Raw genomic sequence first — 21,580 nt, 5'->3', positions numbered from 1 at the left:
TCATTCCTCCACCAAGTGAAAACTCTGTTTCACCAAGTCTCCCGGTTTCCGGTTCTGAATCTGCCTAATTTTACAGTAGAATTTAAAACCAGAAATTATGAAATTGAGACATTTTTTATTGATCGGATTATTAACTGCAGGAAGTTTTATCAACGCGCAGGAAATAAAGAAAAACGCAATTGAAGTAACAGGCGTTGCCGAAATGGAAGTAGAACCGGATGAAATCATCTTCAGCATCGGAATAAAAGCAGACAACAAAAACCAGCTGGCCGATAATGAAAAGCTGTTATTTGAAACACTCAAAAATAATGGAGTGAAAAATGAAGACATCAAATTCAAGTCGATGTACCAGAATGTATATGCCAAAACAGGCAAGTTTACAAAGAGTTTTCAGTTTAAAGCAAGTGCAAAAACCAATATCAGTAAGCTTTTTGAAGAACTGAATCAGAAATGGGTAAGCAACCTGAATATTGCTGAAATAAAAAACACCAAAATTGCAGACTTTAAGAAAGCAGTTAAAATCAACGCTTTAAAAGCCGCGAAAGAAAAAGCAGATTACCTGTTGGAAAGCATCGGCAAAAAAACAGGAACTCCTCTGGAAATTGTAGAAATTGAAGACTACACCAGTGATACCATTATGCCGGTTGCTTACAGAAAAGGAGCCATGGCCAATGTACAGTTGGAAGCTGCGGATACGGCAGCAGACTATTCTTTCGATAATATAGAAAACATCAAGCTGAAATACAGCATCAAGACAAGATATGAAATTCTTTAAATCATAACATGATAAGAGGCAGTTCGAAAGAGCTGCCTCTTTTTTTTGTTTTTTACAAGCTTCACCAAGCCAAAATACCCTTTCACCAAGTCTCCAAAAAGTCAGTCTTTAATTCAGATAATTTTACCATAGAATTTAAAACAATATACTATGAAACGCTATATTTTACTATTCGTAATCGGCTCAGTTTCTCTCTTCAGAGCTCAAGCTCAGGAAATCAAAAAGGAAATTGACATCAAGCAGGCCACCGTATTCCTGCAGGGTGCAAAAGTGTTCGGCACAACGAATGTGAGTCTTCAAAAAGGAAGAAATAAGGTGAAAATCGTCAATCTACCTAATGATCTTGATGAAAACACTTATAAAATCAATCTTGAAAAAAGTACTACCCTTCTTTCCATTACTCCTCAGAATAATATTTTGAAAAATGATGAATTGACGGATACAGAAAAGAACCTGGATAATGAAAGGAAAAAGCTGCAGCGGCAGATTAATATTCTGGATATCCAAATCAATACTTTATCCGGGGAACAGAAAATCATTAATGACAATCTGAAAATTTCCACTAACGACAGGTCTACTCCTCAGGAACAGCTGATCAAGCTGACTGATTTTTATAGGAAAAGAATGCTGGAGATCGACAACCAGACCTTTCTGCTTAATGAACAAAAAAGTATTTTAGATGAGAGCGTCGCCAGAATCAACAAAGATTTTACAGAAGAGCAGAAACATAAAAATCCCAACACAAAAGAGCTTGTCCTTGAAATTCTTGCAGATCGTGAAACCAATCTGACGTTAGGTATAAGCTATATTGTCGCCAATGCAGGATGGGTTCCTTCTTATGACCTTCGCGCAGAATCTGTGAAAAAGCCGCTGGAAATGGTTTATAAAGGCAAAATTTATCAGAAAACGGGTCAGGACTGGAACAATATCAAGCTGTTCGTTTCTACCTACAGGCCTTCCTACAACCAGAACAGACCTGTTTTATCACCATTGTATGTTGCTGAATACACTGGATATAATTCACAATCAGAAGTTGCTGATTACAAAATGAAAAAAGTATCTGCCGAAGTCAATTCTTACCAGATGAGAGCAGATGTTGTACAACCCAGCCAGGTGCCTGTCGCTGTAGTTTCCGATAACCAGATGAATATGATGTACGAACTGAATTACAGCCAAACGATTGTAAGCCAGGAAAAAGAACAGTACGTGATTCTTGATAAAAAGCAGATTGATGCAACGTATAAATACCATACCGTTCCGAAGCTGAATAATCAGGTATTCCTAATGGCGTTTGTGAAAAACTGGCAGACCCTAAACCTGATTTCCGGGGAAGCCAATATTTATTTTGAAGATAACTATATCGGAAAAACCAATATTACCAGCAATTATGTAAAAGATGAATTCCCGATTTCCCTGGGTGTTGATGAAAGAATTGTTGTCAAAAGAATAAAGCTGGAAGACAAAACCTCTCAGAAAACCATGAACACCAATAAATGGGAGACGGAATCTTATCAAATCAGTATCAGAAATAACACGAAAGAAAGTATCGAACTGGAAATCCTGGATCAGCTTCCGATCAGTGAAAATTCCAAGATCCTGGTAAAAGCATTAGCTATCGGCGACGGAATCCTTGATGAAAAAACAGGAAGCATCCTTTGGAACAGAAAACTCAATACCGGAACCATAGACACCATTACCTTCTCTTATGAAGTGAAATACCCAAAAGAAATGCATATACAATATTACAGCAGATAACCTTAAAGAATAAAATTATGACAACTTTAAAAATCCTTACCCTGGCTGCAGGTACTGCTTTTTTAAGCGCCGGCAACCTTTCAGATGTACGATGTTCTTCCAAAAGCACTATTGCACATCAAAAAGCACCCATACAGAATGCGTTTTTAGCTCCTATTCCTGCGGCAGCAAAAGAGAATAAGATCCAGGTTGCTCTTTTACTGGACACCTCAAACAGTATGGACGGACTGATTGATCAGGCAAAATCCAGACTCTGGAACATCGTTAATACATTAACCACCTTAAAGTACAATGGCCAGGCTCCGCAGATTGAAATCGCTCTTTACGAATATGGAAATGACGGCATCCGCGATGAAAACTACATCCGGCAGGTGACTCCCCTTACCCAGGATCTGGATCTGGTATCCGAAAAGCTTTTTGCATTAAGAACCAATGGCGGAAGCGAATATTGTGGCGCCGTGATTCGAGATGCTGCCATGAATCTAAACTGGGACAGCAATGAGAAAAGTATGAAGCTGATCTATATTGCCGGAAATGAATCGTTTGACCAGGGAAGAGTCAATTATAAAGAAGTGATCGAAAAAGCAAGAAGCAAGAATATTTATACTAATACCATTTTCTGTGGAGACAAACAGGAAGGAATCCAAACGTTCTGGCAGAACGGAGCAACCCTGGGAAGCGGAAAGTATTTTAATATCGACAGCAACAGAAAAGTGTTCTTTGTTGAAACTCCTTATGATGTCCTGATCTCTAATACGAATGCAAAACTGAACAGCACTTATCTGTATTATGGAAGCCATGGCTCCGAATACAAAAACAAACAGATGCAGCAGGACAAAAATGCGGAAGTGCAGTCTGCAGCCACTTTTGTGGAGAGAACCGTAGCGAAATCTAAGAAAAATGCCTACAACAATGAACACTGGGATTTGGTGGACAAGGCAGAACAGGATAAAGATTTCATGGCTTCTGTTAAAGAAAGTGAACTTCCTGCAGAACTGAAAGGAAAAAGTAAGGAAGAAATACAGAAAGCTGTTGCCCTAAAATCTTCTGAACGCGGAAAAATTCAAAAAGAGATTGAAGTATTGTCTAGAAAACGTCAGGAATATATCGATCTTGAAATGAAAAAGCGGGGAAATTCAGATTCAGACGATCTGGGAAAAGCGATTGAAAGATCTATTCTGGAACTGGCAAAAAAGAATGGATACAGCTCATAATGATAACAAGAATTTTCCATAATCTCAATTACCCAGCAATTGAAACTCTTATTTAAACCTAAAACAGGTGGCCTCGAGTATCTCAGCCACCTGTTTTTTATCTTCCGAATTTAAAATATTTCGTTAATGGATGCTTTTTATTCTGCATAAACAGGGAAACCATTTCCATTCCGGCCACAGAAAAAGTAATGCCGTTTCCGCCAAATCCCAATACAAAATAAGAGTTTTTAAATTTTTTATGTTCCCCGATGTATGGCAAACCGTCTTTTGTTTCTCCAAAAGTTCCTGCCCATACAAAGTCTGTATAGAATTCATAATCGGGTTTTATCTTCTTCAAAGATTTTAAAATCGATTTTTCTTTTGTATTCAGAAGGCTGTCCCGTTTTTCAGCATCATAAAAATCTTCATCTCCGCCTCCGATCAGCAGTCTTCTGTCGTCTGTTGTACGCATATAGATGTAAGGATCATCCGTGTTCCAGACCAGTGTACCCGTAATATTTTTGAATTTATCATGATCAATTTCAGATACTACTGCATAGGTACTTTTTAACATTACAAAATGTTCTTTGATCATATTTTTGCTTTCATAGCCAACACAGTAGATGATTTTCTTCGCTTTAATCGTTGGTCCGTTGACTGTAGAAACCAGATTATAATCTCTGCCAGATTTGACAGACTTCATTTCTGTTTTATCAAAAACCTGCAACCCTTTTTTGACATTATATTCCAATAATTCATGGGCAAATTTAAAAGCGTCAATACTTGCTCCTTGTTTCGAAACAATCCCGCCGTACGTCTTTTCAAAACCAAATTTCTCAAATATCTCATCCGGTTCGAGCCATTTCACCTCAAAACCTGCCAATTTTCTCGCGACAAACTCTTTTTTCAGCCAGTCAACATCTTTCTTTTTAGCCGCAAAATACAGTGATTTTTTTCTTTTAAATCCTGCATCAGACTTGATTTTTTTTGCAAGTTCGTCAATTGTATCAATTGCTTTTGAACAGGCTTTATAACTTTCAACAGCTCCTTTTTCTCCTATTTGTTCTATTAATTCAAAAAGCGGAACATCAATCTCATATTGCAGCATAGAAGTCGTTGCAGAGGTACTGCCGTTGCAAACTTCACGTTTGTCAATAAGAATGGTACTATATCCGTCTTCTAGCATCTGATGGGCAATAAGGCTTCCCGTAATTCCGCCGCCAATGATTAAAACATCGCATTCTCCATCTGCTTTTAACGAGGGATAAGACTCAATAAGTCCATTTTTCAACAACCAAAATGGCTCATTCGATTTAAGATCCATATTCATATTTTACACTAAAGTAGGAATATTTATGAATATTTTAACGATCCCTCACCTATTCATGGTGCACTTCTTGTTGGTTAACATAATATAAATCACATTAAAATATAGTACTATGATAACGATTATACCAGACGCTCCGGAAAATGTTGCCGCTTTTAATGCAACGGGAGAAATAACGAAAGAAGATTTTGAAAAAGTTGTTATTCCATGGGTGAAGGAAAAAGTAGAACAGTTTGATGAACTGAATTACGTATTGTATTTGGATACGGATCTGGATAATTTTACCATGGGAGCATGGCTTCAGGATGTCTTCTTAGGATTAAAAAACTTAACCAAGTGGAACAGAACTGCTATTGTCACCGATAAAGAAGGCGTGCAGAATTTCACTGATATTTTCAGTGTGTTAATGCCCGGAGAGTTTAAATCTTTCCCGAAAGAAAATTTATACAATGCGCTGTACTGGTGCAAAAACGGCAATGAAGTAGAAGCATAAATTTATTACATCAACACTTAAAAATAACAATATGAAACCTAACTTAGGAATTACAGATAAAAACTTAAAAGCCGTCCATACCATTCTAAATACTGTTCTGGCAGATGGAAATATTCTTTATATCAAACTGAGAAAATTCCACTGGAATTTATCCGGAGATAATTTTATGGAACTCCATCTTCTTTTTGAAGAACAGTATACTGCGGTTGCAGAAAGTATTGATGAGGTCGCAGAAAGAATAAGCACCTTGGGAGGAACCGCTATCGGAACTACTTCAGAATTTGCCAGTGGTTCCCAGTTAAAAGAAAATCCGGGAAAAATACCTACCAATCAGGAAATGCTGAAGGAACTGGTAGGAGATCATGAAGCGATCGTAAGAGCATTGAGAAAATTTGTAGATGACACGGAGGAAAAATATGGGGATGCAGGAACTTCAGATTTCCTTACAGAACTAATGCAGAAGCATGAAAAGATGGCCTGGAAGCTTAGAAAATATTTCAAAGATTAATATAAAAAAAGAGAAGCTATTGCTTCTCTTTTTTTATTTGTCACATGGAACACATTCCACTTCTATTTCATTTACTTTAGATGATTTGTACAGGTACATATATCGCAGACTGATCAGCAGTCCTATAAACGTCATTCCCACTCCTACTAACGAAGGGTAATTGTAAGATAATCCATGTTCCAGAGGAATTCCTCCGAAAAATGCTCCCATTGCATTGGCAATATTAAAAGCGGCCTGCATAAACGCAGCTGCCATCATTTCACTTTTTGGAGCGGCTTTCATCATCATGATATTAATCGGTGCAGCAACAGACATGGATAAAGCACCGCAGATAAACGTAAGTCCTAAAGATATACTCTGATATTCCGAAAGGAAAAATACTCCCCCTAAAGAAATCATCATCAGGAAAAGCAATAATGAACAGGTTTTTTCAGGTCCCAGTTTATCCGATAAAAATCCACCGGCTAAATTTCCTACCACCATACCCGCTCCTGCAAGGATCATTACATAAGCCATCTGACTGGTTTTTATCCCGGCTACTACCGTCATTAAAGGGGTAATATAACTGAACCAGGTAAAAAGACCTCCAAATCCTATCGCTGTAATCATAAGTACCAGCCAGGATTGTTTCCCTTTCAGGAATTTTAACTCTTCCAGAAAATGACTGTCTTCATTTCTTTCCAACGGAGGAAGCCAGAGTTTTAAAAATAAGAGGGCAAATAATCCGATCACCGCTACAATGGCAAAATACCACCGCCAGTGAAAAGTATGCCCGATATACGTTACTAACGGAACCATCGCCAGATTGGCAACGGTAAGCCCGGTAAACATGAGTGATATATAAAATGCTTCTTTTCCTTTTCCAGCCATTCTTGCAGCCACTACCGTTCCTACTCCAAAAAATGCTCCATGAGGAAGTCCGGACATAAACCTGATAATCAGCATTGTGGTGTAATCTGGAGCTATAGCAGACAATGCATTGAATATGGTAAAAATAACCATCAATGCAATTAATACTTTTTTAGGCGGGAATTTTACAGAATATCCTATCAACAGCGGTGCACCAATTACTACTCCCAAGGCATATGCAGAGATCAGGTGTCCCGTTTCCGGAATGGTGATCTGTAATGTTTTGGCAATATCAGGCAGCAGCCCCATTACGGTAAATTCCGTTGTTCCAATCCCCAACCCTCCTATGGCGAGCGGGATTATTCTTCTATCAATCTTCATATTATTTAACCTTTCATTTGAATGTGCAAAATTCGATAGAAAAATTCAATTTTGCTGCTCCTCAAATGATAAAAATTTGCTCCATATTAACCTTTTTTTGTAATTTTAAATCTATAAACAATCAAATCAGAACCTAAATGAAAATTCAGAAAGAAATTATAGCTTTTGAAAAAGACACTTCCTTTAAGCTGTTTTCTCCGTCTTTGAAAAACTGTTTTTTCTGGCATTATCATCCTGAAATAGAATTGGTCTATGTAGAGGCCTTAAATGGAATACGCCATGTAGGAAGGGACATTTCAGGTTTTACAGAAAGTGATTTACTGCTGATCGGTTCCAATGTTCCGCATCTTAATTTTGATTATGGCATCCAGACCGAATGCAGACAGATGGTGGTTCAGATGAGAGAAAACTTTCTCCAGGACATTATTCTTCCCGTTCCTGAATTCGAAAATATTAAGAATCTCCTGGAACGATCTTATCTGGGGTTATCATTTTCGGGAGAAACGAAAAAAATCGTCGTAGAAAAACTTCATATGATCAAGGATAAAAGTCCTTTCAATTCTTTAATGGGACTGATTGAAATTCTACACATTCTCGCAGAATCCAACGAAGTGAAAGAACTCAACAAAGAGGATACGAGAATAAAATGGTTTCTCAATGACAAGATCAGAATGGGAACCATCTATGATTATATCCACGAAAATTACGATAAAAAGACCAACGTCAATGAAATTGCAAAGGTTGTAAGCTTAAGTACTCCTGCATTCTGCCGGTATTTTAAAAAGCAGACTAATATGACCTTTACCGATTTTGTGAATAATTATAGAATTAATCAGGCTAAAATATTCCTGCTGAAGGATTATTCTGTGACAGAAGTCTGTTTTCAGGTGGGTTTTGAAAGCCTTTCTTATTTTAATAAACTTTTTAAGCGTCATACTGGTGAAACTCCATCGGAATTCAGGAAAAAATATCTGAGAAATACGGAGGTGAGGAACTAGACTTTCTTTCCCATGGATCTTTCTTCTTATTATTTAACCACCCCGTCAAAAATTCTTTGAATTTTCGCCACCCCTCCGCCGGAGGGGAATTTTGATTCCCAAATTATTCCGTGAAGAAAGTCTGTTAATACATTTGCGCAATCGGGAAAATCTGCGAGAGATACTATTTAAATGAGATGCTTCTTCGCTTTGCGACTCGCAATGACAATCCACTGAATTTTGTTTATATAATTCAGATGCTTAACAAAAAACGCTCCCGTTGGGAGCGTTTATATATTTGTATATTAATGAATATGTTTTTCTGCGTGATAAGAACTTCTCACAAGCGGTGAACTTTCAACATGTCTGAAACCTAAACTTCTTGCGAAATCTCCGAATTCATCAAACTCTTCCGGTGTAATGAATTTTTTCACAGGAAGATGTTTTTTGGTAGGCTGCAGATACTGGCCCATCGTAATGACATCTACATTCGCATTTCTGATGTCTTCAATGGTTTGGAAAACCTCATCTCTGTTTTCTCCCAATCCCAGCATTACTCCTGTTTTTGTTCTTCTTTGTCCGGCTTCTTTCAGATACCTTAATACATCAAGGCTTCTTTCGTATTTTGCCTGAATTCTTACTTCTCTTGTCAGTCTTTTCACCGTTTCCATGTTGTGAGAGATCACTTCAGGAGCTACTTCAACCAATCGGTCAAGATGTTTTGTAAGGCCCTGGAAATCCGGAATCAGAGTTTCCATCGTGGTTCCCGGAGAAATTCTTCTCACGGCATTCACGGTTTCTCCCCAAAGAATCGATCCCATGTCTTTCAAATCATCACGGTCTACAGAGGTAAGAACGGCATGTTTGATTTTCATCAGCTTGATAGAACGAGCTACTTTTTCAGGTTCATCCCAGTTAACATCCATTGGTTTTCCGGTTTTTACTCCGCAAAATCCACAACTTCTTGTACAGATATTTCCTAAGATCATGAACGTTGCGGTTCCTTCGCCCCAACATTCACCCATGTTCGGACAGCTTCCACTCTGACAGATCGTATTTAACTTATATTTATCTACCAAAGTTCTCAGTTCTCGGTAATTTTTCCCGGTAGGAAGTTTTACACGAATCCACTTTGGTTTTTGAACGGTAGTGTCTTGAACTAAATTTTCCATTTCTAAAATTGAAGTTCAAAGTTAAGGAATTTTTAATGGAAACCATCTAACGGATACATTGATGGAACGTATAATTAAAATAATAACCGTAAATTAGATGTATAATTTTTCTCAATGAACAAACTATTTTTCTTATTATCGGTCGCTATCAGTACATTTTGTTTTGCTCAAAAAGAATTTCAGCCTGCAGGTTCTGAAATCATTGAAACTGTAGACGGAGATCTGGACGGCGATAAAATCCCTGAAAAAGTAATTATCTACAATACAAAAGATACTACCGATATGGGAAATATCCGTGAAATTCAAATCTTAAAAAAGGTCAGTGGAAAGTGGACGATGCTGGAAAAATCGAGAAATGCAATACTGGAAAGCAATGGTGGCGGAATGATGGGTGATCCTTATCAGGGAATCATTATAAAAAATAATATTTTAGAAATCACCCAGGCAGGCGGAAGCAGCTGGAAATGGGGATATTCGGATAAATACAGATTCCAGAACGGACATTTTGAACTGATTGGCTATTCTTCCACCTATGGAAAGCCAGAAGAATACTTTACAGATGTAGATTTTAATCTTTCTACAGGACAGCTCGTGTATAATAAAGAGGTGGAAAGTACAGGCAGCTCCGACAATGGAAAGTCTGAAAAAGAAGTATACATTAAAAAAGGGCTGAAAATTAACCTGCAAAACAGAAATCAAAAGGAACAACGAAAAATAATCCTTCCAAAAACGAAAGCTACGGTATATATATAATCATGGGTACTTGATCAATAAAAGTAAAAGAACCTGCTAATTATCCTCGTATTCGTTATTTTTGAGTAATTCAGCTAATACTTTTTTAGCACGCATTACCCGTACTTTGGTATTGGCAACGGAGATTCCCAGTTCTTCTGCAATTTCTTTGATACTTTTTTCTTCAAAAAACCTCAGCTTAATAATATCCTGATAGTTTGCGTCTAACGATTCTATGGTTTTAATGATTTTCTTCTGTTCTTCGGCAGAAATCATCAGTTCTTCCGGAGATTTGGCAAATTGATTCTTTACTTCATCAAGAGTTTCCGTTGGATCCTGATTTTCACGGCTTTTCTTTCTCCAAAAATCAATGATGGTATTTTGAGCGATCGTTAAAATCCAGGTTTTAAACTGAAAATGAGGATCATACATGTCCAGTTTGGACAGAACTTTTGAAAACACATTCACGGTAATTTCATCTGCATCATTTTCATCGCCTACTTTTTTCATCACAAAGGAGAAAACATCCACCCAAAAAACATTAATGAGTTTAGTCTGTGCTTTCTGGTCTTTTTCCTTTGCTTTTTGGATGAGCAGGAATAATTGTTCGTCTTTCATTACTAACAAATATAATTTATTTTAGGGAAAAGGCAAGAAGCTGTCATCACTAAAAAGTAAATTTGTCGAATACTCCCTTAACAGCAAATTTTCAAATACGCTAATCTTCCCTTTTTACCATTCGCTATTTCTGAATTTATTATCTTTGCACCGTTAAATTCTAAAGATAAAATATAATGAATTCCTTTATTGAAGAACTAAAATGGCGTGGTCTGTTTGCCGATATGATGCCCGGAACCGATGAACAACTGAATAAAGAGGTAACCACTGCGTATATTGGCTTTGATCCAACTGCTGATTCTTTGCATATTGGAAGTCTTATTCAAATAAAAATTCTAGCTCACTTCCAGCAACACGGTCATAAACCGATCGCTTTGGTAGGAGGTGCAACCGGGATGATTGGTGATCCTTCAGGAAAATCTGCGGAAAGAAACCTGTTAGACGAAGCTACGCTACTCCATTATGTTGAATGCCTGCAAAATCAACTTTCAAGATTCTTAAATTTTGACGGTAATGAGCCTAATAAAGCTGAGCAGGTGAACAACTATGACTGGATGAAGAACATCTCTTTCCTTGATTTTGCTAAAAATGTTGGAAAGAACATTACGGTAAATTATATGATGGCGAAAGATTCTGTAAAGAAAAGATTCTCCGGAGAATCCGGTGCCGATGGTATGAGCTTTACGGAATTTACGTATCAGCTTATTCAAGGATATGATTTCCTTCATTTATATCAGCATAATAATGTGAAACTTCAGATGGGAGGTTCTGACCAGTGGGGAAATATCACTACAGGAACAGAATTAATCCGTAGAAAGGCTCAGGGAGAAGCTTTTGCCTTAACGGTTCCCTTGATTACTAAAGCGGATGGTTCTAAATTCGGAAAATCTGAAAGCGGAGAAAACTATTGGTTGGATAAAAAGAAAACTTCTGCCTATAAATTCTACCAATTCTGGCTGAATGCAACCGATGCAGATGCAGAAAGATTTATTAAGTTCTATACCTTCTTAAGTAAAGAAGAAATTGAAGGTCTTGTGGAAGAACATACTGCAGCTCCTCATGAGAGAAAACTTCAAAAGAAACTGGCTGAAGAGGTAACCGTTTGGGTGCATGGAAGAGAAGAATATGAAAAAGCGCTGAAAGCATCTGAAATTCTATTCGGACGTTCTACTGCTGAGGATCTTGTAAGCCTTGATGAGGAAATTTTCCTTGAAGTTTTTGACGGAGTTCCACAGAAGGAACTTGCAAAAGCTGATGTATTGGAAGTATCTATTATTGATCTTCTTTCTGAGAAATCAGGTTTTCTGAAATCTAAAAGTGAAGCCCAAAGGGAAATGAAAGGAAATGCTATTTCCGTGAACAAACAAAAAGTAAATGATACTTTTACCGCCCAGGAAAGCGACCTTATTGACGGTAAATTCTTACTGCTGCAAAAAGGTAAGAAAAGCTACTTTATTGTAAAAGTACTATCATAAAAATAATCCGGCGGCTTCTTCGAAGCCGCCGGATTTGATATAAAGAAAGACTCAAAATTGTGTTTTTAGTTATTTTGCTTCCTATATTCCGGAGAATAGCAAAGCAATAAAAAAACCGCCACTGCGGTTTTTAATAAGCATATAAGAATAAGCTAGAAAGTATGATTAGCCGATGCCGACAAGTATTGTCCGCTTGAGGTTCCTTCTTTTTTCAATACACCATCTACGTAGATCTGTACTTTTAATGTAGAAGAGGCATTAACCCCTGTTGCATTAACAGCTGCGTTTAAAGTAAGAGCTCCAGCCGGAACTGTAATCTCCGGACTTGACCATGAAGTTCCGCTAAGGCTTGTGGCAGTAGTTGCATTCGCATCATACCCATACACTGCTATACTGATATTACTTCCGGAAGATGCTTCCGCTTTAAAAACTACTTTGTGTGTTCCATTAGATCCTACGACATTGTTGTCATCGTCATCATCTTTGCTGCATGAGAACGCTATTCCCAATAACATAGCCATTGCAAACACATAAAAAGTCCCTTTTAATAGTTGGCTTAATTGCATTTTTTTCATAATCTTTTTTGTTAAAATTTTACTGATATTAATTAATTCTATGATTCAATAGATTTGGTAACTGCAAAGCTATTATTGTAAGCAAATAGTATCAATCCTGAAAAATGAGTATTTATTTTTACCTAATTTCAGGTATTGTTTAGTGTTAAAATTTTTAATTAAATTGGACGTTTTAATTAAAATCACCAATCACCTTCTGAACTGATCACCATGAAGCCATTACTTATTGTAGTAAGTATTTTACTGTCATTAATTTTACGATCCCAACAAATTATTCCGCTTAATGAAAAACCTTATTTAGACAGCCTTAAGAATGTTGCTAACGGCAAAACGGGGAATGAGCCCAGAGCCAACGCCTATTATCTTTTATCAAATTATTATCGGAATACCGATTCTATTGTAAGCAAAAAGTATTTGATGGCTGGAAAAATATTAGGCAAAAACAATTCTTTTCTTACTGCCAAATACTCTTATTATGAAGGACAATATTATTTGGATAAAAATAAAGAAAAAGCCGGTTCATCTTACCAGCAGAGCATTAAAGCCTTATCAAAATTCAATACTGAAGAATCGCATTTTTTACAGTCTTTAGCCTGGTACAATTATGGTGTCAGTCAAAAAAACAAACAGGGATATCCTTTTTTAGTTAAAATAATACTCGAGAAAAGCATTCCGTTAGTAAAAAAATATGAAAACAGTAGGAATTTAGGCTTTCTGTATACTCAATTCGGAATCATCCTTACTTATAATGCTGAATTTGAAAAAGCACAGCAGTACAATGAAAAAGCGATTGCTATCCTTGAGAAAAATGCAACTAATTCTTCCGAACTGTTTTTTGCTTACTTTAATATGGCCAGTAATTTCTGTTATCAGAAAAAAGGTGATGAAGCCAAAAAATTGATGGATAAGGCTGAAAAACTAATTAAACCTTATCCGGAATCTTCTGCTAATGCATTCTATTATTACGGTAGAACATTATATTTTATTACTAAGCAGATGAATGTAGAAGCACTGCCAATGATTGAAAAAGGATTGGTTTATGCTAATGCATCCAGACAAAACCTCCTGGCTCAAATGTTTTATTTAAATAAATATGACATTCTGAGAAAACTGAAAAAATATCCTGAAGCTAAAAGCATACTGGAAAATATTCTGGTAGAAAAAACACTGATTATTGATGCCAACAACAGAAAGGCAATTTATAAGCAGCTTGCCAGCCTTAATGAAGAAATGGGGAATCCATCACAGGCTTTGAACTGGGAACGAAAATATTCAGCGCTTAATGACAGTTTGCAGACTGAAAATGTGAAGCTTGAAATCAATCAACTGGAAACCAAATTCAATACACTGGAAAAGGAAAGAAAAATAATTGCCCTGAATGCCGAAAAAAAACAAAAAGAATTTGAAGTCAGCAAAAAGAACTCGTATTTATGGGGATTGAGCCTGATTTTATTATTGATTGTAAGTCTTTTAATTTTCCTGATGTTGATCTACCGAAAAAATAGAAAGCTTTCTGAACAAAAGGAAATTAACTTTCAACAGAAGATAAAAGACAGCAAGCAAAGAGAAGAACTGACCCTTACAAAAGCTATCCTGGAAAGTGAAGAACGGGAAAGGGAACGTATTGCAAGAGATCTGCACGACGGTTTAGGCGGTATGCTGGCAGGCGTAAAAATTAATTTTTCAGTCTGGTCTTCCAACCATGTGGATGCTTCAAAAGATAAGGATTTTAATAAAATTTTAGGACAGCTGGACCGTTCTGTCAGCGAACTCCGGCATGTAGCAAGGAATCTGATGCCTGAATCACTTCTTACATTTGGTTTGGAAACTGCTTTGAATGATTTGTGTGAATTTTACATCAGAAAAGATCTGGATATTAATTTCCAGCTTCTTAATATTGAGAAAAACATTCCTCTGGCTGTACAGCTTAATATTTACAGAATTATACAGGAATTAATGGCTAATGCGGTAAAACATGCCCAAGCTACCAATATCCTGCTGCAGTGCTCGCAATCTGGAGATCAATTCTTCATTACGATTGAAGATAATGGAAAAGGGTTTGAAAAAGATGTTGAAAATTCTACAAAAAGTATGGGACTTCGCAATCTTAAAAACCGGGTTCAGTATTTAAAAGGAAAAATGGAAATCAGCTCAGACAGCCAGGGAACAACTATTAATATAGAACTTACTATTCATGGAGAATGATATCATCAACATTGTGATTGTAGACGACCACCCTATCGTGATCGAAGGATTGAAAATGATGCTGCAGAACCAGCCTTTTCTAAGGGTTTCCGGAAGTTTCACATCAGGTTCAGCAATCATGGAATATCTCCGTTCTCATGAAGCCAATATTGTTCTTCTGGATATTACATTGCCTGATACCAGCGGAATAGAGATCTGTAAAGAGATTAAAAAAATGTCGGCGGATACCTCTGTCATCATGTTCAGTAACCGTTCTGAACGCAGTATCATCATGCAGTGTATTCAAAACGGTGCCAGCGGATATCTTCTTAAAAATACATCCATTGATGAATTGACAGAATGTATAAAAGGCGCACTTTCAGGAAATATTGTATTCTGCAACGAAACCAAACAGATGATCAGTAAACCCTCTCAAAACCACCTGACGATTCCAAGGCTTACGAAAAGAGAAAAACAGATTCTACAGCTCGTTGCCCAGGGAAAAACCAGCATGATGATTGCGGATGAATTATTCCTCAGTCCTCTGACGGTAGACACTCATAGGAAAAACCTTATTCAGAAATTTCAGGCAAAAAACTCTACAGAGCTTATTCATCTGGCAGTTCAGTACCATATGATTGAAGTATAAACACAAAAAGACCGCTTTAAAAGCGGTCTTTTTTTATGTAGTGAATGTACCTTATAATTCTAAGAAGCTATAATCAATTGAAGCTACCATTGGGCCCGCCCCTTTCTTCTTATCAGTTTTTGCAATTTCTCCGTCTATATAAAGGTTAATTACCAATTCTGAATCTGCACTTGGAAGTACTGCATTGGCATCCAGGTTCAATTGTGCCTGACTGGAGTTCACAAAAAACTCATCGCTTGTCCACGTAGTTCCTACCGGATCAAATATGGTATTCTGAGAAGTTCCCACTTGCGTTACTACTGTTTTAATAACCCCTCCTGTCGTTGTTTTTACTTCAAACTTAACCACATGGTCTTTGAATTCTTCATCGTCATCTTTTTTACAAGAATTAACAACAGAAATCACAGAAAATAGTAAGGCGAATAAAAAAGAAAGTCTAAGTAAACTTTTTGATTTGTAAAATTGCTTCATTTCTCCAAATAGATTTTTTAATGTTCCAAATATAGGTTTTTTATTAATATAAAAATAACTTTTATGAAAAATTTCCAACAAAAATTTACAAACAATATCAAATCAATAAAAAACACAAATCCGGTTTTTATTCCTGCATATTGACGTTAAATAGCCCAAATCCGGTTTGTTATTCGGCAGAAAAAAAACAGGTGCTAAAATGGTATTTTCAACATGCATTATTAGGAGCACAGGATTTCAACATGAGCTTTTATTATTTATATTTGCTGTATGAATTTAGATTATATAGTAAGAGAACCGGAGAATATCAGTTCCACTACCCCTATACTTTTTATGCTTCATGGTTATGGAAGCAACGAGCAGGATCTTTTCAGCTTTAGAGAAACCCTTCCTGCCGACTGGATTATTGTAAGTTTCAGAGCACCCAGAGCGACACAATTTGAAGGATATTCATGGTTTGATATCGATTTCAACAATCCTGAAAATTTCATCGATGTCAGCCAGGCAAAGGAATCGCTGAACAGCGTTCTTGAAAACATCTTAAAAATCATCAACCATTACGGACTTACGGACAGCAAAACCCACTTATGCGGTTTCAGCCAGGGAGGAATGTTATGCTATGCCCTTGCACTTAAGCACCCTGAATTGTTCAGTTATGTAGCGTGTTTAAGCAGTTATCCTGAGGAAAAACTTCTGGATGGTATTGTAAAGGATAAAAAGAAACTGGAAAAATTACGTTTTTTTGTATCTCACGGTACAGATGATGCTGTAATTCCTATGGAATGGGGAAGAAAAGCTGCAGATCTGCTATATGATTTAAGCTGCTATTTCACGTTCAGGGAATACATGAGCGGACATGGCGTGAATCAGAAAAATTATATGGATCTGATGGAGTTTTTCTCAAAATAAATCGAAACATATTTTACGAAAATCATGATATTTAATTTGATTTCCGGTATTATGTATACGGATTCGTGTATTTGGTAATGTTTTTCATGGAATATGCGAAATAAATCGCTATATTCAGTAGATGAAATTCAAGATTTTTTTACTGGCATTTTTGATAAGCATTGTAATGAATGCTCAGAATATTTTTGAGATCAAAGATGCCAAAAAAGTAATCATTCCTTTTAAGCTTATTAATAATCTGATTTTCATTCCTATCACCATCAATGGTGCTGAACTGACTTTTCTTCTGGATACCGGAGCTTCGGAAACATTGCTTTTCAGCTTAGACAATAAAGAAATCAAACTCGGAAATATTGAAAAAATAAAATTTTCCGGATTGGGAGGAGACGTAAGTTTTGACGGTTATAAATCGGTAAGAAATGTAGCCCGGATCGGTGATCACATGATCAATACTTCTCTTTCTGCCTATATTATCCTGGATCAGGAATTCAATATCTCTTCACATGTAGGAATTCCTGTAAACGGAGTTATCGGATATCATTTTTTCAAAAATCATCCTGTCCTCATCGATTATACGGCAAAAAAAATAACAGTGTATGAGGATTTTGAACTGTTTAAAAAAAAGGTTAAAAGATTTGAAGAAATTCCTTTAACGATTGAAAAAAGCAAACCCTATCTTTACGCCGGAATAGAGATGACCAATGAAAAGAAAAGTTCAAAATTATTGGTTGATCTTGGAAACAGCGACCCAATCTGGCTTTTTCCTGCTTTAATTAAAGATTTCGTATATAACCGTCCCAATATTGATGATTTTCTAGGCCGTGGATTCAACGGAGATATTTACGGGAAAAGAAGCAGGATTCACTATTTTTATCTGGGCAGCTTTAAGTTTGAAAAACCGCTTACCGCAATGCCTGATGAATTTTCTATCCAGCATGTGAATCTGGTGGAAGACAGAAAAGGTTCTGTAGGAGGGGAAATTATAAGACGTTTCACAACAGTTTTTGATTATACTCACGAAAAGCTTTATCTGAGAAAGAATAAAAACTTCAATGATCCGTTTCATTTTAATATGAGTGGACTGGACTTCCAGCAGGATGGCCTGCAGTGGGAACAGGATGTCGTAAGAGTGGAAACAAGCCAGATTCCCGGAACCTCCAATGATCTGATGAACAGCAACAACAAAAACAGTCTTCAGTATAAATTTGTCCTTAAACCTGTGTTTTCTATTTCCGGAGTAAGAAAAGATTCCCCCGCAGATAAATCCGGTTTTAAAAAGGGTGATCAGATCATAACCATCAATGGAAATAAAACTTCTGATATGACGTTGGAAAAAATCATTGAACTGATGAAGTCTGATGAAGGAAGAAATATCACGATGCTTATTCAAAGAAAGGATGAAAAACTGACGTTAAGCTTTGCATTAGAAGATCCCATTCCCTATCAAGAATAAATTATGAAAACAGAAGAAACCACTTTAGACAAGATAAGGACCCGTCCAAGATTCAAAATGCTGACGCATCTGACTAAGGAAGAGTATGCCGAAAATTTAAAGAAATACCTTGCTGCACATAAGGATGAATTTGCAGGCAACATCAATAAAGAGATCGCTACGATCTGGGTAGAAACGCCTTATGACAATTATTCGAAACCCAGACTGTCTTTACGCATAGAAATTGAGGATGAACATACAACGATACGGGGTGTATTTGGTCCCAGTTCTGCCGTATGGACGTTTTTTATGTTCCTGTATTTTTCTTTTTCTATTTTCTGGATGGTTTTTTTCACCATGTACTACGTGGAAAAACAAATAAAAAGCGCCGAGTTCCCGTGGGCCCTCAACGCTTCTTTTGTGATGTTATTTTGTATTCTCCTTACGTATATCGCCGCAAGATTCGGGCAACATAAAGGAAAAGAGGAAATGCTTAAATTAAGGAGATTCGCTGAGGAATCTACCCTGCAATTTGAAAAGAAAATTAATTAGCAGGAAGTTCTTCTGGCTTTTCATTCTGCACAGGAGCAGCACTTGCTTTTGCTGCTTTAATGGAATCCGCTACTTTTTCTCTGTTATCCTGTTCTTTGATCATTTTATCGATATTCGGTTGCAGAAGTTTAGTCATTTCTTCCACAGAAATATTATTGGAATTGGGATCATCCAACAGTTTTTTCCATGGCTTTCTTCCACCCCATTTATAATCTCCAAAGACCATGACCGGGGTTCCTTTTGCTTTTGTGGTAGCTCCTCCGGGATTCAGAATCCAGGTATCTGCATAAGAATACAGCCATTGCGCATCTTTCATCAGCAATCTTAAACAGGAGTGTGAAGCCGGATAACCGGGCAGATCATACTGGTGCCAGCCAATCCCTCCGATATTATGGATATTAAAGTTATAAGGAAGTTTCCATTCAGTACTTACAGTAGAGATAGACAATTTCTTTTTCCAGTTGGCGAATGTAAGACCTCTAGTTGTCTGAGCTGCTTTTTTACCCATACTGGTAGGCCCCCATTTCACAAGACTTCCGTTAGAATATACTCCGTACGCCTGAATTGGGTAGGAAAAAATTACAAACTTTTTCACGCCACTCAATATATCAAGCTGCATCGGAAAAGGGGAATATTCCATCAATGTGGTATCTATTTTAGCGGGAACCACTAATGTATCGGCATTCCATTTATTTTTTGAATCCAATCTGTTTAAAGCCAGAATAGCATAACGCTCGCGTTCATTATATTTTTTACTGAATTCCGCATATACAGAATCCCGCATTTTTTTATCTTTCGGTAAGACAAATGCATTATAGAAGCCATTTTCCTGCATGGCCGGCGGAACAGACTCTTTTTGTACTACCGGTTCTTTTTTCACTGAATCTTTTTCAGCAACCGGCGCTTCTGATGAAGAAGCAGTATCTTTAAATGTATCGCTTACTTTTTCAATTTCTTTTTTACATGAAACCATGAATAATGCAAGCAGGCAGGTATACAAAAATGATTTTTTAACAACTATGTTTTTCATAAATAGAATAGGCCGTTTAGTTTCGCTATCCACTACAAATATCAGACCTAAAATTGAATCATGAAAACTATTGGTACAAATACCGTAAAAACCCGGATACTCCCACCCCAAGGCTATCGTACGCTTTTTTCATGATTTTTATAAAAAAGTAGAGATATGAATAACAAAAATGTAAGATTTGGCGGTATATTTTTATAATAATTTGTTGGTTTTTGCATAGGAAAGTGCCTCCGCAATATTGTTGGCCCCAATTCTTTCAAAGAGTTTTTTCCGGTGGAACTTTACCGTATCTGAAGTGATAAACAATTTTTCGGCAATCTCACTGATCGTTAATCCGCTGGCATAAAGGCTCAGGATTTCATATTCTCTTTGTGAAAGCTTTATTTTTTCCTCCTGCTCCCATTTCTGGACAGCAAGATCATATCTCCAGATCTCATCAGAACCGTCCTTGCTTATCAATATATTACCTGCTGTGCTGCTGTTAGACAACGAAACAATGCACATGGCCATCCAAATTTTTCCGTCTTTGGTAAGGAATACCGGAGTAAGCTTATGATTGATCAATACAGCATTCTTTTTCTCATTAATGATGTGAAAATCATATGAAATGCTATACTGTTTTCTTTCTTCAACGGGCAGTTTTTCATAAAATTCAAAACCTACTTCGTTAATTCTGATCAGCATTTCCAGGTCTTCCGGTTTCACAAACTGGAAGTAAAATCCATAGCCCAGTTCCTTTACCTCTTCAGCTGATTTTCCACAAAGAAATAAAGGATTATCGGATACGTATTCAAAGGATTTTTTCTGATAATCTATAATGTATATACTCTGATAGGTTATTCTTGAAAATGCTTTGACGATTTCCAAATAATCATTGGTTTGTCCAAAATCAATTTCTGCATTGCTGCTGACTTCATTTTTATCGTTAAAGAATCTTTTTATTTCTTCCATAGATCTATCAAAAAAGAGACTACCCTAAAGTGTAGTTTTAAATTGCTGCACGACAAATCTACACAAAAGTGTAGCGCTTTCCAATAGGGACAATTATACCTTTACAAAAAAATAAACAACATTAATATACATTACTTATAACCATGAAAACTCCTTATTTCTATCCCTTAACTCTCTTCTTCGGAATACTGATCATTATTTTATCCTCCTTTTCATTAGAAAGAGGAAGACATATGTACCGTAATCAATGGATGATCCCAGCTCAAAAGAATTTGACCGTAAAAAATTCATCCAAGGAAAATCTGAACGTAGTCCTTTACAATCCTTCCACGACAGATGCTTTACAGTACTTATCCCTTAACAATGAAATAAAAGAGATTCCTAAGAATGATTCAGTGGTGACCAAGATCAATTTTAAAAATAAATTGCAGGTTGTTAACAATTCTAATCATGAAACTATTTTCAAATTGAAAATTTTAAATAACAGCGGCAGAATTAAAGCAGCAGTAAGTAATCCCACCGTTCAAAAATAGAATTCCAGAACAAAAAAGCACAAATCGAAACGCCATATC

The 21,580-nt window shown here is 36.7% G+C and carries 22 protein-coding genes; 14 read left to right on the top strand and 8 right to left on the bottom strand.

Features of this window, described 5'->3' with window-relative positions; translation table 11 throughout:
- The first annotated feature begins 97 nt into the window (after positions 1 to 97).
- The 3 genes from IW15_RS09135 (at position 98) to IW15_RS09125 (ending at position 3,744) form a co-directional block, all read left to right on the top strand.
- Positions 98 to 775 carry an SIMPL domain-containing protein gene (locus IW15_RS09135; RefSeq protein ID WP_034710732.1) on the top strand — a complete coding sequence of 226 codons (678 nt, stop codon included), beginning with the start codon at positions 98 to 100 and terminating at the stop codon, positions 773 to 775.
- 150 nt (positions 776 to 925) lie between these two features.
- On the top strand, positions 926 to 2,530 hold the full coding sequence (locus IW15_RS09130; protein WP_034710731.1) for a DUF4139 domain-containing protein: 1,605 nt from the start codon (positions 926 to 928) through the stop codon (positions 2,528 to 2,530).
- Positions 2,531 to 2,547: 17 nt separating this feature from the next.
- Positions 2,548 to 3,744, top strand: a complete 1,197-nt coding sequence (locus IW15_RS09125) for a vWA domain-containing protein (RefSeq protein WP_034710730.1) — start codon at positions 2,548 to 2,550, stop codon at positions 3,742 to 3,744.
- A 97-nt stretch (positions 3,745 to 3,841) separates the two neighbouring features.
- Here the strand turns inward: IW15_RS09125 and IW15_RS09120 are convergent, their stop codons facing one another.
- Positions 3,842 to 5,053 (bottom strand): NAD(P)/FAD-dependent oxidoreductase, encoded by a 1,212-nt coding sequence (locus IW15_RS09120; protein WP_228384334.1) that lies wholly within the window; start codon positions 5,051 to 5,053, stop codon positions 3,842 to 3,844.
- Positions 5,054 to 5,162: 109 nt separating this feature from the next.
- On the opposite strand from IW15_RS09120, the gene IW15_RS09115 reads away from it, so the two are divergent.
- A complete protein-coding gene (locus IW15_RS09115; RefSeq protein WP_034710729.1) occupies positions 5,163 to 5,543 on the top strand; it encodes a SpoIIAA family protein in 381 nt (126 codons plus the stop codon).
- A 31-nt stretch (positions 5,544 to 5,574) separates the two neighbouring features.
- Positions 5,575 to 6,051 (top strand): Dps family protein, encoded by a 477-nt coding sequence (locus IW15_RS09110; RefSeq protein WP_034710728.1) that lies wholly within the window; start codon positions 5,575 to 5,577, stop codon positions 6,049 to 6,051.
- A gap of 33 nt (positions 6,052 to 6,084) precedes the next feature.
- Here the strand turns inward: IW15_RS09110 and IW15_RS09105 are convergent, their stop codons facing one another.
- A complete protein-coding gene (locus IW15_RS09105; RefSeq protein WP_185097419.1) occupies positions 6,085 to 7,281 on the bottom strand; it encodes an MFS transporter in 1,197 nt (398 codons plus the stop codon).
- Positions 7,282 to 7,418: 137 nt separating this feature from the next.
- Here IW15_RS09105 and IW15_RS09100 point away from each other — a divergent pair, with 137 nt between their 5' ends.
- Positions 7,419 to 8,279 carry an AraC family transcriptional regulator gene (locus IW15_RS09100; protein ID WP_034710727.1) on the top strand — a complete coding sequence of 287 codons (861 nt, stop codon included), beginning with the start codon at positions 7,419 to 7,421 and terminating at the stop codon, positions 8,277 to 8,279.
- Positions 8,280 to 8,563: 284 nt separating this feature from the next.
- Here the strand turns inward: IW15_RS09100 and lipA are convergent, their stop codons facing one another.
- Positions 8,564 to 9,430 (bottom strand): lipoyl synthase, encoded by an 867-nt coding sequence (gene lipA / locus IW15_RS09095; protein WP_034710726.1) that lies wholly within the window; start codon positions 9,428 to 9,430, stop codon positions 8,564 to 8,566.
- 114 nt (positions 9,431 to 9,544) lie between these two features.
- On the opposite strand from lipA, the gene IW15_RS09090 reads away from it, so the two are divergent.
- Positions 9,545 to 10,183, top strand: a complete 639-nt coding sequence (locus IW15_RS09090; RefSeq protein ID WP_034710725.1) for a hypothetical protein — start codon at positions 9,545 to 9,547, stop codon at positions 10,181 to 10,183.
- Between the two features lie 36 nt (positions 10,184 to 10,219).
- Here IW15_RS09090 and IW15_RS09085 read toward each other — a convergent pair whose 3' ends face one another.
- On the bottom strand, positions 10,220 to 10,780 hold the full coding sequence (locus IW15_RS09085) for an RNA polymerase sigma factor (protein WP_034710724.1): 561 nt from the start codon (positions 10,778 to 10,780) through the stop codon (positions 10,220 to 10,222).
- Between the two features lie 176 nt (positions 10,781 to 10,956).
- Between IW15_RS09085 and tyrS the strand changes: the two genes are divergently transcribed.
- A complete protein-coding gene (tyrS, locus tag IW15_RS09080; RefSeq protein ID WP_034710723.1) occupies positions 10,957 to 12,255 on the top strand; it encodes a tyrosine--tRNA ligase in 1,299 nt (432 codons plus the stop codon).
- A 152-nt stretch (positions 12,256 to 12,407) separates the two neighbouring features.
- On the opposite strand, the gene IW15_RS09075 is transcribed toward tyrS, so the two are convergent.
- Positions 12,408 to 12,830: a hypothetical protein gene (locus IW15_RS09075; RefSeq protein ID WP_034710722.1), complete on the bottom strand. Its 423-nt coding sequence runs from the start codon at positions 12,828 to 12,830 to the stop codon at positions 12,408 to 12,410.
- Between the two features lie 210 nt (positions 12,831 to 13,040).
- On the opposite strand from IW15_RS09075, the gene IW15_RS09070 reads away from it, so the two are divergent.
- Both IW15_RS09070 and IW15_RS09065 read left to right on the top strand, forming a co-directional pair.
- On the top strand, positions 13,041 to 15,035 hold the full coding sequence (locus IW15_RS09070) for an ATP-binding protein (protein ID WP_034710721.1): 1,995 nt from the start codon (positions 13,041 to 13,043) through the stop codon (positions 15,033 to 15,035).
- Positions 15,025 to 15,663, top strand: coding sequence for a response regulator (locus tag IW15_RS09065; RefSeq protein ID WP_034710720.1), 639 nt, complete (start codon positions 15,025 to 15,027; stop codon positions 15,661 to 15,663). The genes IW15_RS09070 and IW15_RS09065 overlap by 11 nt, the downstream gene beginning before the upstream one ends.
- A 51-nt stretch (positions 15,664 to 15,714) precedes the next feature.
- Here the strand turns inward: IW15_RS09065 and IW15_RS09060 are convergent, their stop codons facing one another.
- Positions 15,715 to 16,134, bottom strand: a complete 420-nt coding sequence (locus IW15_RS09060) for a hypothetical protein (protein ID WP_228384333.1) — start codon at positions 16,132 to 16,134, stop codon at positions 15,715 to 15,717.
- Positions 16,135 to 16,404: 270 nt separating this feature from the next.
- Between IW15_RS09060 and IW15_RS09055 the strand changes: the two genes are divergently transcribed.
- From IW15_RS09055 to IW15_RS09045, 3 genes are all read left to right on the top strand, one after another.
- Positions 16,405 to 17,043 carry an alpha/beta hydrolase gene (locus IW15_RS09055; protein ID WP_034710718.1) on the top strand — a complete coding sequence of 213 codons (639 nt, stop codon included), beginning with the start codon at positions 16,405 to 16,407 and terminating at the stop codon, positions 17,041 to 17,043.
- Between the two features lie 121 nt (positions 17,044 to 17,164).
- Positions 17,165 to 18,496, top strand: a complete 1,332-nt coding sequence (locus IW15_RS09050) for a PDZ domain-containing protein (protein ID WP_034710717.1) — start codon at positions 17,165 to 17,167, stop codon at positions 18,494 to 18,496.
- A 3-nt stretch (positions 18,497 to 18,499) separates the two neighbouring features.
- Positions 18,500 to 19,027: a hypothetical protein gene (locus IW15_RS09045; RefSeq protein ID WP_034710715.1), complete on the top strand. Its 528-nt coding sequence runs from the start codon at positions 18,500 to 18,502 to the stop codon at positions 19,025 to 19,027.
- On the opposite strand, the gene IW15_RS09040 is transcribed toward IW15_RS09045, so the two are convergent.
- Positions 19,020 to 20,057, bottom strand: a complete 1,038-nt coding sequence (locus IW15_RS09040) for a L,D-transpeptidase (protein ID WP_034710714.1) — start codon at positions 20,055 to 20,057, stop codon at positions 19,020 to 19,022. The two genes, IW15_RS09045 and IW15_RS09040, sit on opposite strands and share 8 nt — an antisense overlap.
- 192 nt (positions 20,058 to 20,249) lie before the next feature.
- Positions 20,250 to 21,008, bottom strand: a complete 759-nt coding sequence (locus IW15_RS09035) for a response regulator transcription factor (RefSeq protein ID WP_034710712.1) — start codon at positions 21,006 to 21,008, stop codon at positions 20,250 to 20,252.
- A 143-nt stretch (positions 21,009 to 21,151) separates the two neighbouring features.
- Here IW15_RS09035 and IW15_RS09030 point away from each other — a divergent pair, with 143 nt between their 5' ends.
- Entirely contained in the window at positions 21,152 to 21,541 is a 390-nt protein-coding gene (locus IW15_RS09030; RefSeq protein ID WP_131368530.1) for a hypothetical protein, read from the top strand.
- Positions 21,542 to 21,580 lie beyond the last annotated feature (39 nt).

This window comes from Chryseobacterium soli (assembly GCF_000737705.1).
GTDB lineage: Bacteria > Bacteroidota > Bacteroidia > Flavobacteriales > Weeksellaceae > Chryseobacterium > Chryseobacterium soli.
Note: the sequence above shows the minus strand (reverse complement) of the source record. Positions and strands in the feature narration are given on the sequence as shown.

Coding starts and splice junctions, on each gene's coding strand:
- IW15_RS09135 (WP_034710732.1), top strand. CDS start 98: ATGAAATTGAGACATTTTTTATTGATCGGATTATTAACTGCAGGAAGT.
- IW15_RS09130 (WP_034710731.1), top strand. CDS start 926: ATGAAACGCTATATTTTACTATTCGTAATCGGCTCAGTTTCTCTCTTC.
- IW15_RS09125 (WP_034710730.1), top strand. CDS start 2,548: ATGACAACTTTAAAAATCCTTACCCTGGCTGCAGGTACTGCTTTTTTA.
- IW15_RS09120 (WP_228384334.1), bottom strand. CDS start 5,053: ATGAATATGGATCTTAAATCGAATGAGCCATTTTGGTTGTTGAAAAAT.
- IW15_RS09115 (WP_034710729.1), top strand. CDS start 5,163: ATGATAACGATTATACCAGACGCTCCGGAAAATGTTGCCGCTTTTAAT.
- IW15_RS09110 (WP_034710728.1), top strand. CDS start 5,575: ATGAAACCTAACTTAGGAATTACAGATAAAAACTTAAAAGCCGTCCAT.
- IW15_RS09105 (WP_185097419.1), bottom strand. CDS start 7,281: ATGAAGATTGATAGAAGAATAATCCCGCTCGCCATAGGAGGGTTGGGG.
- IW15_RS09100 (WP_034710727.1), top strand. CDS start 7,419: ATGAAAATTCAGAAAGAAATTATAGCTTTTGAAAAAGACACTTCCTTT.
- lipA (WP_034710726.1), bottom strand. CDS start 9,430: ATGGAAAATTTAGTTCAAGACACTACCGTTCAAAAACCAAAGTGGATT.
- IW15_RS09090 (WP_034710725.1), top strand. CDS start 9,545: ATGAACAAACTATTTTTCTTATTATCGGTCGCTATCAGTACATTTTGT.
- IW15_RS09085 (WP_034710724.1), bottom strand. CDS start 10,780: ATGAAAGACGAACAATTATTCCTGCTCATCCAAAAAGCAAAGGAAAAA.
- tyrS (WP_034710723.1), top strand. CDS start 10,957: ATGAATTCCTTTATTGAAGAACTAAAATGGCGTGGTCTGTTTGCCGAT.
- IW15_RS09075 (WP_034710722.1), bottom strand. CDS start 12,830: ATGAAAAAAATGCAATTAAGCCAACTATTAAAAGGGACTTTTTATGTG.
- IW15_RS09070 (WP_034710721.1), top strand. CDS start 13,041: ATGAAGCCATTACTTATTGTAGTAAGTATTTTACTGTCATTAATTTTA.
- IW15_RS09065 (WP_034710720.1), top strand. CDS start 15,025: ATGGAGAATGATATCATCAACATTGTGATTGTAGACGACCACCCTATC.
- IW15_RS09060 (WP_228384333.1), bottom strand. CDS start 16,134: ATGAAGCAATTTTACAAATCAAAAAGTTTACTTAGACTTTCTTTTTTA.
- IW15_RS09055 (WP_034710718.1), top strand. CDS start 16,405: ATGAATTTAGATTATATAGTAAGAGAACCGGAGAATATCAGTTCCACT.
- IW15_RS09050 (WP_034710717.1), top strand. CDS start 17,165: ATGAAATTCAAGATTTTTTTACTGGCATTTTTGATAAGCATTGTAATG.
- IW15_RS09045 (WP_034710715.1), top strand. CDS start 18,500: ATGAAAACAGAAGAAACCACTTTAGACAAGATAAGGACCCGTCCAAGA.
- IW15_RS09040 (WP_034710714.1), bottom strand. CDS start 20,057: ATGAAAAACATAGTTGTTAAAAAATCATTTTTGTATACCTGCCTGCTT.
- IW15_RS09035 (WP_034710712.1), bottom strand. CDS start 21,008: ATGGAAGAAATAAAAAGATTCTTTAACGATAAAAATGAAGTCAGCAGC.
- IW15_RS09030 (WP_131368530.1), top strand. CDS start 21,152: ATGAAAACTCCTTATTTCTATCCCTTAACTCTCTTCTTCGGAATACTG.